16 protein-coding genes are annotated in these 15135 nt (G+C 67.5%); 8 read left to right on the top strand and 8 right to left on the bottom strand.

The window, feature by feature from the left end; all coding sequences use genetic code 11:
- The first annotated feature begins 74 nt into the window (after positions 1–74).
- On the top strand, positions 75–1223 hold the full coding sequence (locus tag C463_RS15420) for an acyl-CoA dehydrogenase family protein (protein WP_008445593.1): 1149 nt from the start codon (positions 75–77) through the stop codon (positions 1221–1223).
- 42 nt (positions 1224–1265) lie between these two features.
- Here C463_RS15420 and C463_RS15425 read toward each other — a convergent pair whose 3' ends face one another.
- Positions 1266–1856, bottom strand: a complete 591-nt coding sequence (locus tag C463_RS15425; protein ID WP_008445595.1) for a hypothetical protein — start codon at positions 1854–1856, stop codon at positions 1266–1268.
- Positions 1857–2003: 147 nt separating this feature from the next.
- Here C463_RS15425 and C463_RS15430 point away from each other — a divergent pair, with 147 nt between their 5' ends.
- Positions 2004–2537: a halocyanin domain-containing protein gene (locus C463_RS15430; protein ID WP_008445603.1), complete on the top strand. Its 534-nt coding sequence runs from the start codon at positions 2004–2006 to the stop codon at positions 2535–2537.
- A 54-nt stretch (positions 2538–2591) separates the two neighbouring features.
- Here C463_RS15430 and C463_RS15435 read toward each other — a convergent pair whose 3' ends face one another.
- The gene (locus tag C463_RS15435; protein WP_008445606.1) at positions 2592–3110 is read right to left on the bottom strand and encodes a hypothetical protein; all 519 of its coding nucleotides are present in this window, start codon (positions 3108–3110) and stop codon (positions 2592–2594) included.
- Between the two features lie 158 nt (positions 3111–3268).
- Between C463_RS15435 and C463_RS15440 the strand changes: the two genes are divergently transcribed.
- Complete coding sequence (locus C463_RS15440; RefSeq protein WP_006113316.1) at positions 3269–3544, top strand: cytochrome C oxidase subunit IV family protein; 276 nt, start codon at positions 3269–3271, stop codon at positions 3542–3544.
- A 217-nt stretch (positions 3545–3761) separates the two neighbouring features.
- A complete protein-coding gene (gene tenA, locus C463_RS15445; protein ID WP_008445607.1) occupies positions 3762–4421 on the top strand; it encodes a thiaminase II in 660 nt (219 codons plus the stop codon).
- A gap of 42 nt (positions 4422–4463) precedes the next feature.
- On the opposite strand, the gene C463_RS15450 is transcribed toward tenA, so the two are convergent.
- Entirely contained in the window at positions 4464–5936 is a 1473-nt protein-coding gene (locus C463_RS15450; protein WP_008445609.1) for an aldehyde dehydrogenase family protein, read from the bottom strand.
- 144 nt (positions 5937–6080) lie between these two features.
- Here C463_RS15450 and C463_RS15455 point away from each other — a divergent pair, with 144 nt between their 5' ends.
- Positions 6081–7043, top strand: coding sequence for an ArsR/SmtB family transcription factor (locus C463_RS15455; RefSeq protein ID WP_008445610.1), 963 nt, complete (start codon positions 6081–6083; stop codon positions 7041–7043).
- A 493-nt stretch (positions 7044–7536) separates the two neighbouring features.
- On the opposite strand, the gene sod is transcribed toward C463_RS15455, so the two are convergent.
- The gene (sod, locus tag C463_RS15460; RefSeq protein ID WP_008445611.1) at positions 7537–8136 is read right to left on the bottom strand and encodes a superoxide dismutase; all 600 of its coding nucleotides are present in this window, start codon (positions 8134–8136) and stop codon (positions 7537–7539) included.
- A gap of 201 nt (positions 8137–8337) precedes the next feature.
- On the opposite strand from sod, the gene C463_RS15465 reads away from it, so the two are divergent.
- Positions 8338–9105 (top strand): pirin family protein, encoded by a 768-nt coding sequence (locus C463_RS15465; protein WP_008445612.1) that lies wholly within the window; start codon positions 8338–8340, stop codon positions 9103–9105.
- An 89-nt stretch (positions 9106–9194) separates the two neighbouring features.
- Complete coding sequence (locus C463_RS15470) at positions 9195–9944, top strand: GNAT family N-acetyltransferase (RefSeq protein WP_008445613.1); 750 nt, start codon at positions 9195–9197, stop codon at positions 9942–9944.
- A gap of 36 nt (positions 9945–9980) precedes the next feature.
- On the opposite strand, the gene C463_RS15475 is transcribed toward C463_RS15470, so the two are convergent.
- Together C463_RS15475 and C463_RS19315 are read right to left on the bottom strand one after the other, a co-directional pair.
- Positions 9981–10973 (bottom strand): NAD-dependent epimerase/dehydratase family protein, encoded by a 993-nt coding sequence (locus tag C463_RS15475; protein WP_008445614.1) that lies wholly within the window; start codon positions 10971–10973, stop codon positions 9981–9983.
- 73 nt (positions 10974–11046) lie between these two features.
- On the bottom strand, positions 11047–11187 hold the full coding sequence (locus tag C463_RS19315; protein ID WP_167539454.1) for a hypothetical protein: 141 nt from the start codon (positions 11185–11187) through the stop codon (positions 11047–11049).
- A gap of 77 nt (positions 11188–11264) precedes the next feature.
- Here C463_RS19315 and C463_RS15480 point away from each other — a divergent pair, with 77 nt between their 5' ends.
- On the top strand, positions 11265–11720 hold the full coding sequence (locus C463_RS15480; RefSeq protein ID WP_008445616.1) for a zinc ribbon domain-containing protein: 456 nt from the start codon (positions 11265–11267) through the stop codon (positions 11718–11720).
- Between the two features lie 43 nt (positions 11721–11763).
- Here C463_RS15480 and C463_RS15485 read toward each other — a convergent pair whose 3' ends face one another.
- Positions 11764–14262, bottom strand: a complete 2499-nt coding sequence (locus C463_RS15485; RefSeq protein ID WP_008445618.1) for a cbb3-type cytochrome c oxidase subunit I — start codon at positions 14260–14262, stop codon at positions 11764–11766.
- Positions 14259–15035: a cytochrome c oxidase subunit II gene (gene coxB / locus C463_RS15490; protein WP_008445620.1), complete on the bottom strand. Its 777-nt coding sequence runs from the start codon at positions 15033–15035 to the stop codon at positions 14259–14261. Before coxB ends, C463_RS15485 begins: the two co-directional genes overlap by 4 nt.
- Positions 15036–15135: the final 100 nt, after the last annotated feature.

The raw sequence follows: 15135 nt of genomic DNA on the forward strand, positions 1-15135 counted from the left end.
GCGGACCGCGCCCCGTGCCGCGGTCTGTCACGGACGTTCGCATCGTTTATGCCGGCGGGTCGCAATTCTTGCCCATGGACTTCGAGGTACCCGCGGAACACCGGATGATACGCGACACCGTTCGGGAGTTCTGCGAGGAGGAGATAGCGCCCATCGCGCAGGATATCGAGGACGAACACCGGTTCCCCGACGAGGTGTTCGACTCCCTCGCGGAGCTCGACATGATGGGGATCCCCGTCGCCGAGGAGTACGGCGGGCTCGGCGGCGACCAGCTGATGTACGCCCTAGTCACGGAGGAACTCGGGCGCGTTTCCGGTGGGATCGGCCTCTCGTACGCCGCGCACACCTCGCTCGGCGCGAAGCCGATCGACCTGTTCGGCACCGACGAACAGAAGGAAGAGTGGCTCCGCCCGCTCGCGGAGGGCGAGGGGATCGGCGCGTGGGCGCTCACGGAGCCGGGCAGCGGCTCGGACGCCTCCGACATGGACACGACGGCCGAGTACGACGCCGACGCGGGCGAGTACGTCCTGAACGGCACGAAGCAGTTCATCACGAACGCGAACGTCGCGAACTCGATTCTCGTGAAGGCCGTCACCGACCCGGGCGCGGGATACGACGGCATCTCGACGTTCATCGTCGACCCCGAGAACGACGACGGGTTCGAGGTGACGACCGTCTGGGACAAGATGGGGCTCAACAGCTCGCCGACCTGCGAGATCGCTTTCGATAACGTGCGGATCCCGGAGGACCGACTGCTCGGCGAGGAGGGCGAGGGGTGGACACAGACGATGAAGACGCTCGACGGCGGCCGGATCTCCATCGCCGCGCTCTCCGTGGGGCTCGCGCAGGGCGCCTACGAGGCCGCGAAGGAGTACGCGGGCGAGCGCGAGCAGTTCGGCAAACCGATCGCGAAGTTCGACGCGATCCGCGACAAGGTGGTCCACATGCACCGCCAGACCGAGCGCGCGCGCCTCCTCACGCACAAGGCGGCGACGAGGTACGACGCCGGCGAGTCGGTCACCCAAGAGTCGGCGCTCGCCAAGCTCGACGCCAGCGAGGCGGCCCGCGAGGTGGCCGAGGAGGCGGTCCAGACGCTCGGCGGCTACGGGTACACCACCGACTTCGCGCCGCAGCGCTTCTACCGCGACGCGAAGCTGATGGAGATCGGCGAGGGGACCAGCGAGATCCAACACGTCGTCATCGGGCGGGAACTGGGCCTGTAGGCGGTCTCGCCGCCCGCTGCGGCCTCCGGTTTCCCCGCCGACTCAGGGGAACTCCACGAGGTCGTCGTCGACCGCGCGCAGGCTCTCGGCGAGCCGCGAGTCCCCCGGGACCGCTCTTTTGAACGGATCTGATCCGAACGTCACCTCGCCGTTGACGGAGACGAGTCCGAGGTCGGCCGGGTCGCCGTCGAGGCCGGTCAGGAACGCCACGGTGCGGACCGCGGGCACGTCCCCCGCCCTCGCGTCCGGGTCGACGGAGCCGTACAGCGTGCGGTTGGTCGCGACGTGGTAGACGCAGGTCGGCGTCGGCGCGAAACAGAGCAGGTAGCGGGCGCCCGGCTCGGCTCGGCCGAGTTTGGGGCGGAGCGCGTGGCGCTCGTCGGCGTGGAAGTACCGCTCCATCCGACGGTACTGCCGGAGGACCTCGTTCGCGCCGGTGGCGCGGCGCACCGCGGCGTCCGCTTTGAGCTCGATCACGCGATCGACCGGCTCGGGCGTCCGCGTCCGGACGAGCAAGTCGACGACCCCCTCCCGCCCGTCGGCGTCGTACGGCTCTTCGAGCCGGATCGCCGGGCCGTCGACCGTCGCCTCGTAGTGTTCGACGAGTCGGGTCGCCAGCGCGTCTTCGCGCATTGCTCGCCGGGAGGGTCCGGAGCGCGATAAACCCGCCCCTCGCGCCGCGGCGTGACCGGCTTTCTTCAGGATCGTTCGGGAGTAATTCTTTCCCGCAAACCGAGAGCAGTCCGGGGGTTTGTAAGGCTCCAACCCCTACTATAGGTGATGTCTGATAACCTGTCCAGACGGCGGTATCTCGCCGGAACCGGCGCCGCGCTGACCATCGGAACGCTCGCCGGCTGTTCCGGCGGCGACGGTGGTGACGGCGGCGACGGATCCGAGGGCTCTGACGGCTCCGACGGCGGCTCCGGCGGCGGGAGCGCCGTCGAGGACGTGCCCAGCGAGATCGACGAGTACCTCTCGGACGCCCGCATGTACGAGGGTACCATCATGGACTTCACCGGGCAGGACGAGGTGACCGTTCAGGTAGGCGCCGGCGACGTCGGGTTCGCCTTCTCGCCGGCGGCGATCCGCATCGACTCCAGCACGACCGTCGTCTGGGAGTGGACTGGGACCGGCGGCGGGCACAACGTGGCCTCGGTCGAGGGGTCGGAGTCCGACTTCGACAACGGAGAGACCGTCGCCGAGGAGGGGTACACCTTCGAGCAGTCGTTCGACAACACGGGCATCCAGCTGTACCAGTGTACGCCCCACCAGGCGAACGGGATGCTCGGCGCGATCGAAGTCGTCGAGGCGTAAGCGGGCCGCTGCGGGCCGTTCGGACGCGATGCGTGCTTTTTCGGCGTGACGGCGTTAGGAGAGGTACGACCAGCGGACGTCGACGATCCGGTCGTGTTCGCTGGTGACCGTCGGCCGCGCGAGGTGGTCGTTGGCGTTGGCCCCGACGTCGGCGAGGTGCGAGAGCGCCGCTTCGAGGGTGCGGTCCGAGCGCTCGACGGCGGAATCGCGCTCGTAGGGGGCGTCGATCGGGTTCTCTCGGGAGTTCGCGATCGCGATCTCGTCGGTGAGGTCGCCGCCGATCGCATGCGGCGGCTGGTGGAAGTGCCAGTCGCCGACGGTGAGGAACAGCCACACGTCGCCGTTGATGGCGTGGTACTCGCCGGTGACCCGGTCGGCGTCGTACGCGACGACGCGGGAGAGGACCGCGGTCTTGAGCCGGTAGAGGGCGTCCTTCCGCGCCGAGCGGACGTTGCTCTCGGTGACGTCGCCGCGCTCGTAGGCCGCGGTGGCCTCGTCGGCGAACTGCTTCGCGACCTTGTTGACGACGTACAGCGATTCGAGCAGGTCGTCCGTCGGTTCGAGCGGAGTCACGGAAGTATCGGTCGCGTGCTGCGACTGGAGATGAGTCCGGTCGTCTGGCGTATAGGCGTTTCGGGATTCGAGCGGCCGATCACTTCTCGTCTCTCCCCCGACGCGGAGTACCCCCGGATGGTTAATTCTTTAAGCGCAGGGACGAAGTAGAGTGTAAGATGGCGCACGACTCCGTGAAACTGTATTCGGCGATATACGTCGCCCTCCTCGTCGCGGCGACGCTGAACTTCGCGCTCTTCGAGACGTCGTTCGTCGAGTTCACGTACGCGCAGGCGCTCGGCGGCACTCTGGTGATCGCGACGGTCAAGACGCTGCTCATCGTCGCGTACTTCCAGCACCTCAAGTGGGAGAACCGCTCGCTGACCTACCTGATGGGCCTCGCGCTCGCGCTGACCATGCTGCTGATGGCGGCCGCGACGTACTCCATCTCGTAAGCCGACTGCGCTACCGCTTTCCGACCGCTCTTCTCGCCGAACCTTCCGCCGCCTCCGAGGCGCTTCCGTCCCCGTCTCCGAAGCGTCTCCGCCGCCATCTTCGCGATGAGACGCCAGTGTCTCGTTCGGGTTCCGCGACCTCGACCGGAGCCAGTCGAAGTAATTACTAAGTGATATTAGTTAGTTATATTTGGGTGCGGGACGACGGACCGACGAGATGGGCTTCAGCGATACCCTCCTCGACGCCGGATCGGAGATCTGGGACGCACAGAAGGAACCCCCGTTCGTCGTCGAACTCGCGGAGGGCAGCCTCGACGAGGGCGCGTTCCGTCACTGGGTGAAACAGGACTACCGGTACCTGCTCGACTACGCGAGGGTCTTCGCGCTCGCGGGAACGAAGGCGGACGACGAGGAGACGACCCGGCGGCTGACGGCGACCGCACACGCGACACTCGACGACGAGATGGACCTCCACCGCTCGTTCGCCGCCGACTACGGGATCTCACCCGAGGACCTCGAAGCCGTCGAGAAGGCGCCGACCTGCGCCGCCTACACCGACTTCCTCGTCCGCACGGCACACGAGGGGTCGATCGCGGAGATCGCCGCGGCCGTCTACCCGTGCGGACAGGGGTACCTCGACGTGGCGGACCACATGGCCGCCCTCGCGGCCGAGGACCACCGGTACACCCCGTTCATCGAGAAGTACACGAGTGACGCGTTCCGCGAGACGGTCGGGTGGATGCGCGACCTCGTCGACCGGTACGGCGAGGCGTACCCGGGCGAGCGCGACGCGATGCGGGCGGCGTTCCTGCGGAGCGCCCGGCTCGAACACGCGTTCTGGGAGATGTGTTACGCCCGAGAGACGTGGGAGGTTTAGAGGGGGTGAGAGCGCCCGCCGAGACCGTGTGGTCCCCCGCGTTCAGAACGGGTACTCGCGCGGCTCGTGCTGGATCGAGATCCACTTCGTCTCGGTGATCTCGTCGAGGAACGCGTCGCTGTTGTAGCGGCCGACGCCGGACGCGCCGATGCCGCTGAACGGGACGTGCGCCTCGTCGTTGATCGGCTGGTCGGTGATGTGGACGTTGCCGGTCTCCATGCGCTCGGCTATCTCCTTCGCGGTGGCGAGGTCGCCGAAGTGGACCGCTCCGGAGAGGCCGTACTCGGTGTCGTTGGCGATCGCGACCGCCTCGTCCACGTCGGAGAACGAGATCACCGGCGCGATCGGTCCGAAGTGTTCGTTCGCCGCGGCGGGCATGTCGTTGGTGACGCCCGAGAGGACCGTCGGGGCGACGACGAGCGAGTCGTCGACGGTGTGGCCGCCGGTCTCCAGCGTCGCGCCCGCGTCGACCGTCTCCTCGACGTAGCCGAGCATCTCGTCGCGCTGCGACTCGTCGATGATCGGGCCGACGATCGTCTCGGGGTCGTGGACGCCGCCGGTCGGCAGCGACTCGGCGCGCTCGACGAGGCCGGCAACGTACTCGTCGTACACGCCCTCGTGGACGACGTGGCAGTTGATCGAGATACACACCTGTCCCTGGTGGACGAAGGAGCCGAAAGCGGCCGCGTCGAGCGCGCGGTCGAGGTCGGCGTCCGCGGTGACGACGTGCGCGTTGTTGCCGCCGAGCTCCATCGCCGGGACGGCGAGGTTCTCGCCGGCGAGGCCCGCGACCCGCTTGCCGACGCTCGTCGAGCCGGTGAACGCGACGACGTCGCTCTCGGGGTGGCTCGCGACGCGGTCGCCGATCGCCGAGCCGCGACCGGTGACGACGTTCAGGACGCCCTCGGGGAGGTCGGTCTCCTCGAACAGCGTCGCGAACAGCAGCCCGCCGGTGATCGGGGAGTTCGTCGCGGGCTTGAGCACGACGGCGTTCCCCGCCGCGATGGCGGGCGCGACCGCCCGTATCGAGAGGTTCAGCGGGAAGTTCCACGGCGAGATCACCGTGACGACGCCCTTCAGGCCGACCTGAAGCTGGTTCTCCTTGCCAGGGATGTTGGAGGCGGCGTGTTTGCCCTTCATCCGGCGCGGGAGGGTCGCGGCCTCGCTCGCGTGGTCGGCCGCGATCTGGATCGACGTCTCGCCCATGATGGCGGAGCCGCCGACCTCGTACTCCAGCAGCTCGATTATCTCCTCGCTGTGCGCGTCGAGCGCGCCGAGGAACTGCCGGACGACCTCCTGCCGGTGTGCGGGGGGCTGTTCGCCCCACGCCTCCTGCGCCTCGGCGGCGGCCTCGTAGGCCGCGTCCACGTCGCCCTCCGTCGCGGCCGCCACCTCGGTCACCGTCTCGCGGGTCGAGGGGTCCTCGACGGCGATGGTCTCGCCGCTCTCGCTCGCGCGCCACTCGCCGTCGACGTAGAGTTCGTCCCACGCCGCGTCGATCGATAGGTCACTCATTGCGTTTTGCCAAATGGTAGAAACAGGGAAAGGCGTTAGATAGCGGAGATGCCCACCGGATCGGGAGCGACGGGCGCTCTCGAAAAGCGCCGGCGCGGCGCCCGCTCCAACAGACTTTACCGAGTGGTCAACAACGGATGACGTATGAGCCAGTTCGATCGGACCGGCGGCGTCGCCTCCGACGGGGAGCGGACGGACCGCGTCGACGGCGCCGACGCGTCTGCCGCGACCCCGCGGACCGAATCGCGGATCCCGCCCGCCGAGGTGTTCTCGGTCCTCGGCAACGAGACGCGGGTCGAGGCGCTCCGCGCGCTGCTCGACCTCGGCGGCGACGAGTCGCCCGTGAGCTTCACCGACCTGTTCGAGCGGGTCGACGCGACGGACAGCGCGAACTTCAGCTACCACCTCGACCGGCTCGCCGGCCACTTCGTCCGCCGGGGCGACGACGGCTACGAGTTCCGCCCGCCGGGGCGGAAGGTGGTCAGCTCCATCTTCACCGGCACGCTGACGGAGCGGGCGCAGCTGGGCTTCTTCCCCGCGGAGGGATCGTGTCACGCCTGCGACGGCGACCTCCACGCCTGGTACGTCGACGACACGCTCTCCGTCGGCTGCGCCGACTGCGGGGCGATCCAAGTGAGCTACCCGTTCCCGGCGGGCGCGCTCGACGGCCGCTCGACCGACGACCTGCTGGACGCGTTCGGCCACTACGTCCGCCACCACTACTGTCTGGCCGCGGACGGCGTCTGTCCCGAGTGTACCGGGACCGTCGAAACCAGCCTCGTGCGCACCCCCGACGAACCCGATCAGGAGGTCGCGGTCGAACACGCCTGTCGGCGCTGTCGCTACGACCTACGCTCGACAGTCGGCCTCCTGCTGCTCGACGACGCGGACGTCATCCGGTTCCACGCGGACCGCGGCGTCGACCTGAGTTCGGTGCCGTTCTGGACGTTCGACTGGTGCGTGAGCGACGCCGCGACGACGGTCGTCTCCGAGGACCCGCTCCGCGTTCGGCTGACGATTGCCTGCGCCGGCGACGAGATGCGCGTGGGCGTCGACGAGACCGGAACGGTCGTCGAGACCGACGCGCCCGAACTCGACGCTCGGTAACCACCCAACCCTGAACGATCGCCGCTCGACGAACGGGGGTCGCGAGGATTATTTATAAACAGACGCGGTGGCGCGTGCCTGCGAGCGCCCGAAGGGCGCGAGTAGCACGCGCGAGGGAGTCAGTCGCCGGAGCGAAGCGACGGCGACTGACGAGGCTGGGGAGGTGTGAGGTGCTGTGCGGGGCGGGACACAAAGGGGCAGTCGCGAGGCGGGCGCAGGCGACGCAAGCACTGGAAGGAGCGAACGGAGTGAGCGACTGAAGCGCGCAGCGAGCGTGCGCCCGCCTCGCGACTGGGGCTTTGGAGGTGTTCGCCGCCGATCTCCAGTCTACGATTCAAAAGCAAACGCTGTTTTCGGGCGAGAGAATCGCCAAAGAAGCCACCTTCCGGAGCCGAAGAGAGAAAGAAGCCGCCGAGACTGCCCACAGCATCGCTCCGTCGCCGGCGGCGGGCGCGCGGAGGTCGGACCGGACGTTCAGTCGACGACGCGGCGCTTACTCGAACAGTTCGACGGCCTGCTCGTAGCGGTCGGACGGCTCGTCCCAGTCGACGACCTCGAAGAAGTTGTCGACGAACTCGCCGCGAGCCGGGCCGTAGTCGTGGTAGTAGGAGTGCTCCCAAACGTCGAGCGCCAGAATCGGGTGACCGCCCCAGACCGCGCCCTGGTCGTGCTTGTCGACCACGACGTTGCGAAGCTGGTTCGAGAACGTGTCGTACACCAGGAGCGCCCACCCGCTGGCCGCGGAGGCCGCGGCCTCGAACTCGCCCTTCCAGGCGTCGTACGAGCCGAAGTCCTCCTCGATGCGGTCCGCGAGGGCTCCTTCCGGCTCGTCGCCGCCCTCGGGGGACATGTTCTGCCAGAACAGGTCGTGGAGGATGTGGCCCGAAGAGTTGTGGGTCACGTTGCGGATTGCGCCGCCGGACGAGGAGAAGTCGCCCGCGTCGCGGTTCGCTTCGAGCGTCTCTTCGGCGGCGTTCCAGCCGTTGACGTACCCTTGGTGGTGGGTGTCGTGGTGCCATTCGAGCACCTGCTCGGAGATATGCGGCTCAAGCGCGTCGTACTCGTACGGCAGCGGATCGAGTTCGTAGCTCATTGTTGCGTCCCTGCCTACTCGCGCCACGGGTAAGAAGATTCCCTGTAGCGCGTTCCAGTAAAATATCCGTTATTCCTGTATCCGTTCGAATAAGGCTATTAGGCCTTCTAAAACAACTTTGAACAAATTAGATACGTAAACTGTCTATTTCACGGTTCCGTAATCGGGATGCTTATCGGCTGTGGGCGGCACCCTTCGAACGTGACTGAAAACGAGTCGAGCGCGACCCGGACGAAGCCCCTCTCGGGCCAGACCGTCCGCCACGGCACCGGGGTGAACTCGAACCGGGCCTTCCCGACCGAGGCGCACCCGCAGCATCTCGATCCGTTCGCCCTCTTCGAGCGGTTCTACATCGAGCCGGATCAGGGATTCCCGATGCACCCGCACCGCGGGTTCGAGATCGTCTCCTACATGATCGAGGGCGGCATGGACCACGAGGACAGCCTCGGGGTGGCGAACACCGCCCGCGAGAACGAGGCGATGCACATCACCACCGGCGGCGGGATCCGACACTCCGAGTTCCCCGCCGACGGCGCCGACTGTAACGGGCTCCAGCTCTGGGTGAACCTCCCGCGCGAGGACAAGGAGATGGAGCCGGACTACTCGGACGCCGAAGCCGAGGAACTCCCGACCGAGGAACTCGACGGGGCGACGGTCACCACGGTCGTCGGCGACGGCTCGCCCCTGTCGACGCACACGCCGCTGGAGTACCTCAACGCCGAGGTCACCGACTCCTGGCGGTGGGAGCTCCCGGAGGAGCGGACGGGCTTCCTCTACGCCGTGGACGGTGCGGGGACGGTGACCGTCGACGGGGCGGAGAGCTCCGACGCGTTCGCCGAGGGCGAGGTCCTCCCGGTGACGGACGCGGGGACGGTCGATGTCACCACCGACGAATCGCTCCGCTCGGTGGCGGTCTCGGGGCGCCCGCACGGGGAGCCGATCCGCCAGCAGGGTCCGTTCGTTCTCTGAGTGCCGCCACACCGCGGTGCGGGACGACCCGGCCGGGCGCGACGGGAATTCCGACCGAGTTTTTTGTAGACGGAGTGGTACCTATCCGCATGGACCTACGCGAAGCAACCGCCGCCGACGTCGACGCGGTCCGGTCGGTCGCCCGCGAGTCGCTCGTGGCGTCGTACGGACACGCGGTCGACGAGGAGCTGTTGGACGAGGCCGTCGAGGAGTGGTACGACGCCGGCGACCTCGGCGACGACGTCGAGAACGACGACGCGGTGTTCCCGGTCGCCGCCGTAGACGGGGTCGTCGTCGGGTTCGCGGAGAGCTACGTCGTCGGGCGCCGCGAGCGCGTCGGCGAGATCGACTGGCTCCACGTCCACCCGGACCACCGGGAGTCGGGGATCGGCTCCGCCCTCCTCGAACGGGTCGAGTCCGCGCTCCGCTCGGCCGACGTCGACCGGATCGAGGCGCGCGTCCTCGTCGACAACGAGGCCGGCACGGCGTTCTACGAGCGCGAGGGGTACGAGCTCGCCGGCGAGCGCGACGTCGACATCGGCGGCCAGACGTTCGCGGAGCGGGAGTACCGGAAGCAGGTCGGCCGGCTCACGGGCATCTCCGAGGCGACCTACGAGACCGAGGAGGGCGAGACCGTTCACGTCGCCTTCGACGAGAGCGACCGCGGCTCGCAGGCCCCGTTCTACGTCGCGTACGCCGACCCGGACCACGAGCGCCGGTACGGCTACCTCTGTGGCAACTGCGAGGGGACCGACGTCGCAATCGACACGATGGACCGGATGGAATGTCGCGACTGCGGGAACCGCCGGAAGCCGACGCGGTGGGACGCGGCCTACTGACGCGGGTCGCCGGCGTTCTCGTCGCGACCGCCGTCCTCAGAGCGTCTCCTTCACGCCGATGACGCGCTCCTCGGCCTCGCGGCCGGGGTCCCACTCGCTCCCGTCGCGGTCCGACTCGCGGTGTTCCTCGACGGTCCGCGCCATCGCCTCGGCGACCGGCGTCGACTCCCAGCCGAGGTCGGCGAGCGCGCAGGTGTCGAGCAGGTGCGGGTACTCGCGGTAGAGGACGAAATCGTCGGGGTCGAGCCCGCCGGCCGCGAGCGCGTCCTCGCTCGCCGGGACGACCTCGCAGTCGACGTCCGCGACGTCGGCGATCGTCTCCAGCGTCTCCCGCAGGGTGAGCGCGCGCCGGTCGCCGACGTTGTACGCCGCGCCCGGTTCGCCGCGCTCGGCGACGGCCCGCAGCGCGCTCGCGACGTCCTCGACGTACGCCCGGTGCCAGAGGTTCTGCCCGTCGCCGGGGACGACCACGCGGTCCTGCGTGAGCACGCGGTCGATCCAGTAGTCGAGCCGCTCCGTGTAGTCGTAGGGGCCGTAGACGATACACGGGCGGACGGCCATCGCAGAGACGCCCGCCTCGGCGGCCGCGAACACCGCGCGGTCGCCCTCGGCCTTCCGGTTGCCGTACGTCTCGTGGGTGTCGTCGGTCGCCTGCGCGTCGGTACACGGCTCAAGCGGCGTCTCGCCCTCTCGCTTGGGGATCTCCTCGGCCGCGTAGCTGGAGCCCGACGAGATGTACACGTAGCCGTCGACGTCGGCGAATATCTCGGTCGCGGTCTCAACGTCGGCCGGCTGATAGGCGACGCAGTCGATGACGATATCGGGCTCGACCGACAGCTTCGCGGCGCGTAACGCCGTCTCGTCCTTCCGGTCGCCCTCGACGTGCGTCACGCGGTCGTCGCCCGCGAAGGGGTTCTCGTGGTTCCCGCGGTTGAACATCGCGACCTCGTAGTCGTGCGCCAGCAGTTCCTCGACCGTGTGTCGGCCGATGAAGCGGGTCCCGCCGACGACGAGCGCCGTGTCTGTCATACCGGGGATCGGACGAGCGAGGTAAAAAGCGTGGCCGAATCGGAAGCAGCGTCGACCGGCGCGGGCGGTCGACTCAGTCGTCACCGCGCGGGCCGTCGCCGCGCCACCGCCGGTAGAGGAGATACGCGACGCCGAGGCCGATGAACCACGTTCCGACGCCGAACACCGCGAACGCGACGCCGTAGAGGAACTCGCCGAGCGGAACGCCGAACATACCCGAGTTCGGCGCGTCCGGCACATAAACGCTCCGAGAGAGGTAGCTTCTCGGGGCGGGAACCCGTACGGGCGCTCATGACAGACCACACTCGTCGGCGACCCTGGCTCGCCGCCCTGCTCGCGCTCGTCGTCTCCGGGCTCGGCCACGCATACCTCCGCCGGTGGGCCCGCGCGCTCGGCTGGTACGTCGCGGTCGCCGCGGCGGTGTTCGTGTTCGTCCCCGAGTCGGCGATTTCGGGCGCGTTCGCCGGGAACCCGCCGGCGATCGGCGAGGTCGCGCCCGCCGCCGCGGTCGTCGGCGCCAGCGTGATCGACGCGTACGTCGTGGCACGTCGCAACAACCGGGCGTACGAGCGGGAGCGTGAGGCGGCGCGCGCGACCGCCTCGGAGGGCCCGGGAGGCGATGCCGACGGGGCGGGCGCGGACCCGTCGGCGGAGACCGTCCGCTGTCCGGCGTGCGGGAAGGAGACGGATCCGACGTTCGACTTCTGTCAGTGGTGCGCGGAGCCGGTGAGCGAAGACGGCGCGTGAGGACGAACGCGCGTGAGAAAGAAAAACCGAGCCGCGAACTACCTCAGAAGAGGTAGAACAGCGGGAAGATGAACACCCAGACGATGTCGACGAAGTGCCAGTAGAGGCCGAAGTACTCGATCGGCCGCTCGTCGTCCAGGTAGTGACCCTGGTACGCCCGGACGAACAGGAAGATGGCGATCACGAGCCCGAGCAGCACGTGGATCCCGTGGAGCCCGGTCGTGACGTAGTAGATCGACGCCTGGATCGGGTCGCCGTGGGCGTTCGCGGAGATGGTCACGCCGCGGTCGAATATCTCGTGGTTCCACTCCCACAGCTTGATCGCCATGAAGGTGAACCCGAGCAGGATAGTCGTCCCGAGCGTCGCCAGGAGGCCCTGCCGGCTCTTCCGGCGGGCCGCGACCAGCGCGAGGATGACGGTGAACGAGGAGGTGATCAGCACGAAAGTGTTGATCAGCCCCGGCAGCGACTCCGTCAGCGGCGACCACGTCATCCAGCCCGCGTTGTAGCGGACGAAGATGGCCGCCGAGAGGAACGCGCCGAAGACGATCACGTCGGAGGCCAGGAAGAACCACATCCCCAGCTTCACCTTCTCGACGCCGTTGAACGGCCAGCGTTCGGCGAACTCGGACGGTGGCGCGTAGAAGTCCTCAAGTCCCCACTTCACGCCGGTGTAGAGAAGCCCGACGAGCCCGGCCACGATCGCGATCGGGTACATCGCGTTGGAGACGACGACGTTGCTCTGCATGGCCGTCTCGCCCAGCTCGACGGTGACCGCGTCCGCGAAGCCGGAGAAGCCGAACAGCGTGACGCCGAGCGCGAGGGAGAGCGCGAACGGCCAGATGCTGGCGTGGCTCGGGGGTTTGTCCCAGTACGGGTACTCGGAGATGTGCGCCGAGTGGCTGTCGCCGCCGTCGGTGGCGACGTCGCCGTTGTCGTCGGTCTTCATCGCGGGGCCGCCGTCCGGCACGTAGTCTTTCACGAACTCCAGTTTGCCGGAGGCGTACGACGGCCGGTCGGGCCAGTTCTCAAGCGGCGGGGGCGAGGAGACCGCCCACTCCGCGGTCCGCGAGTAGTCCCACGGGTTGTCGCCGGCGGGGTCGCCGGAGACGTAGGACTTCGCGAAGTTGTAGAACATGATGAAGAAGGAGAACCCGAGCACGAAGGCTCCGATCGTCCCGAACTGGTGGTAGATCTGGAACTCGGGGTTATACTCGAACACCCGACGGGGGGTCTCCCAGCCGAGGAACATCGAGAAGTAGACGGCGTTGAAGCCGATGAAGAAGATCACGAAGTGGAGCTTCCCGAGGAACTCGTCGTACATCTTCCCCGTGATCTTCGGGAACCAGTAGTAGGCCCCGCCGAACAGCGCCGTCGCCCCGCCGAACATCACGTAGTGGAAGTGCGCGACCACCCAGTAGGTGCCGCGGAACTCGTAGTCGAGCACGATGGCGCCGAGGAACACCCCCGTGATGCCGCCGAGGATGAACAGCAGGAGCGCGCCGAACGCGAACAGGAACGGCGTCGTGAACTGGATCCGCCCCTTGATCAGCGTGTAGATCAGCGCGAAGACGACCAGGTCGAACGGGAGTGAGATCCCGATGGTCGTCGCCATCATCAGCGTCTTTATCTCTAGGTTGATCGTCGTCAGGAACATGTGGTGCATCCACACGAGGAACGACTGGACGGAGATCAGACAGATGGAGATGATCACCCACTTCCGACCGACGAGGCGACGCCCGGAGAACGTCTGGAACAGTTCCAACATCACGCCGAGCGCCGGGAAGAAGACGATGTACACCTCCGGGTGACCGAAGAACCAGAACAGGTGGCCCCAAAGCAGGGAGCCGCCTTCGGTCGCCGAGAAGTAGACGCTGCCGAGGACGCGGTCGGCGGCGAGGATGAGGCCGACCGCGAGCAGCGCGGCGAACGCGAACAGCATCATCCACACGGTCGCGAGCATCGACCAGGTGAACATCGGCATATCCATGATACCCATTCCCTCAGCGCGGGAGTGATGGATGGACGTGAGGAAGTTCACCGTCGACGCCGTGGTGCCGGTGACGAACATCGCGAGCGCGAGCACCGCACCGGTCGAGCCGATGCTCGGCGTGTACATCGGCACGTTGAGCGGGGCGTATATCGTCCACCCCGCAGACAGCGTGCCGCCCTGGAAGAAGCTCACCGCGAGCAGGAGGCCCGAACCCAGGTACAGCCAGTAGGACAGGGCGTTGAGCCGCGGGAACGCCAGGTCGTCCGCGCCGATCTGAAGCGGCACGAAGTAGTTCGCGAAGCCGAACGCGAACGGCGAGAGGAACCAGAACACCATTATCAGCCCGTGGGCGGTGACGGCCTCGTTGTACGCCAGCCCGGAGAGGATCTGGCTCGTCGGGTCCCACAGCTGGAGGCGGATGAGCAGCGCCATCACGCCGCCGAACAGCAGGAAGAACAGCGCGGTGATCGTGTATAAGATCCCGATGTCCTTGTGGTTGGTCGTCACGAACCATCGCTTGACGGAGGTCGTCGGCGGGAGTCCGCTCATGCGCTCACCCCGCTGGGCGCGGCGAGTCCGGCGCCGGGGGCCTGAATACTGGCGCTCTCGGAGCTGTTGCCGGTGCTATTGTACCACTGTTCCCACTCGTCTTGCGGGAGGACCGTGATCTGTCCCTTCATTTGTGAGTGACCCGGACCGCACAGCTCGAAGCACTCGACGCGGTAGGTCGCCTCCCCGCCTTGTGCCTCGACGTCCTCGGAGCTCACAGCGAACCACGTCTCGCTGTAGTCTCCGGGGATGGCGTCGGACTTTATCCGTAAGTCCGACGAGCCGAAGTTGTGCCACACGTCCCTCGACGTGATGTTGAGGTCGACCCGCTGGTCGGCCGGCACGATCAGTTCACCCCGTTCGGTGTGACCGTTCGGGTACTCGTAGGCCCAGCCGTACTGGTAGCCTTCGACCATGATTTCGATGTCTCCCTCGGCGCCAGTGTCGGGCCCCTGCTCGACGTAGAGGAGGAGTCCGTACGCGTACACGACGAGGCTGATGACGACGATCGCGCTCAACCCGAACGAGAGGAAGAGCTTCTTGGCTTTCGGACCGCCCTGTCCCGTGGGGAGCTCGCCGACGACCGGTGCGTCGAACTCCTCGTCCGACCGGTTTCCGTCGTCGCGGTACTTGTACACGTTCCACAGCGTGTACGCCACGACGATGGTGCCGACGAGGGTGCCGAGCGCGAGGAAGACGAAGAAGATCTCGTCGAAGACCTCCGCCTGTGCGCGCCAGTCGCTCCCTTGTTGTAGGATAACTGGATCTATCATGTTCGTCTGTCTGCTCTTGTATCACCCTTAGCGATGGTACACTTATCTCTTGTGTAGCGGGGCGCGCGATCGGGGGGTCGAAGCGCGGATCTCCCGCGCC

The sequence above is a fragment of the Halorubrum californiense DSM 19288 genome (assembly GCF_000336875.1).
GTDB lineage: Archaea > Halobacteriota > Halobacteria > Halobacteriales > Haloferacaceae > Halorubrum > Halorubrum californiense.

What these genes read in the sequence shown, in the direction of transcription:
- C463_RS15480 (WP_008445616.1), top strand. Translation starts at nt 11,265, where the DNA reads ATGACAGACCACACTCGTCGGCGACCCTGGCTCGCCGCCCTGCTCGCG.
- C463_RS15470 (WP_008445613.1), top strand. Translation starts at nt 9,195, where the DNA reads ATGGACCTACGCGAAGCAACCGCCGCCGACGTCGACGCGGTCCGGTCG.
- C463_RS15420 (WP_008445593.1), top strand. Translation starts at nt 75, where the DNA reads ATGGACTTCGAGGTACCCGCGGAACACCGGATGATACGCGACACCGTT.
- coxB (WP_008445620.1), bottom strand. Translation starts at nt 15,035, where the DNA reads ATGATAGATCCAGTTATCCTACAACAAGGGAGCGACTGGCGCGCACAG.
- C463_RS15425 (WP_008445595.1), bottom strand. Translation starts at nt 1,856, where the DNA reads ATGCGCGAAGACGCGCTGGCGACCCGACTCGTCGAACACTACGAGGCG.
- C463_RS15475 (WP_008445614.1), bottom strand. Translation starts at nt 10,973, where the DNA reads ATGACAGACACGGCGCTCGTCGTCGGCGGGACCCGCTTCATCGGCCGA.
- C463_RS15450 (WP_008445609.1), bottom strand. Translation starts at nt 5,936, where the DNA reads ATGAGTGACCTATCGATCGACGCGGCGTGGGACGAACTCTACGTCGAC.
- C463_RS15440 (WP_006113316.1), top strand. Translation starts at nt 3,269, where the DNA reads ATGGCGCACGACTCCGTGAAACTGTATTCGGCGATATACGTCGCCCTC.
- tenA (WP_008445607.1), top strand. Translation starts at nt 3,762, where the DNA reads ATGGGCTTCAGCGATACCCTCCTCGACGCCGGATCGGAGATCTGGGAC.
- C463_RS15455 (WP_008445610.1), top strand. Translation starts at nt 6,081, where the DNA reads ATGAGCCAGTTCGATCGGACCGGCGGCGTCGCCTCCGACGGGGAGCGG.
- C463_RS15430 (WP_008445603.1), top strand. Translation starts at nt 2,004, where the DNA reads ATGTCTGATAACCTGTCCAGACGGCGGTATCTCGCCGGAACCGGCGCC.
- C463_RS19315 (WP_167539454.1), bottom strand. Translation starts at nt 11,187, where the DNA reads ATGTTCGGCGTTCCGCTCGGCGAGTTCCTCTACGGCGTCGCGTTCGCG.
- C463_RS15485 (WP_008445618.1), bottom strand. Translation starts at nt 14,262, where the DNA reads ATGAGCGGACTCCCGCCGACGACCTCCGTCAAGCGATGGTTCGTGACG.
- sod (WP_008445611.1), bottom strand. Translation starts at nt 8,136, where the DNA reads ATGAGCTACGAACTCGATCCGCTGCCGTACGAGTACGACGCGCTTGAG.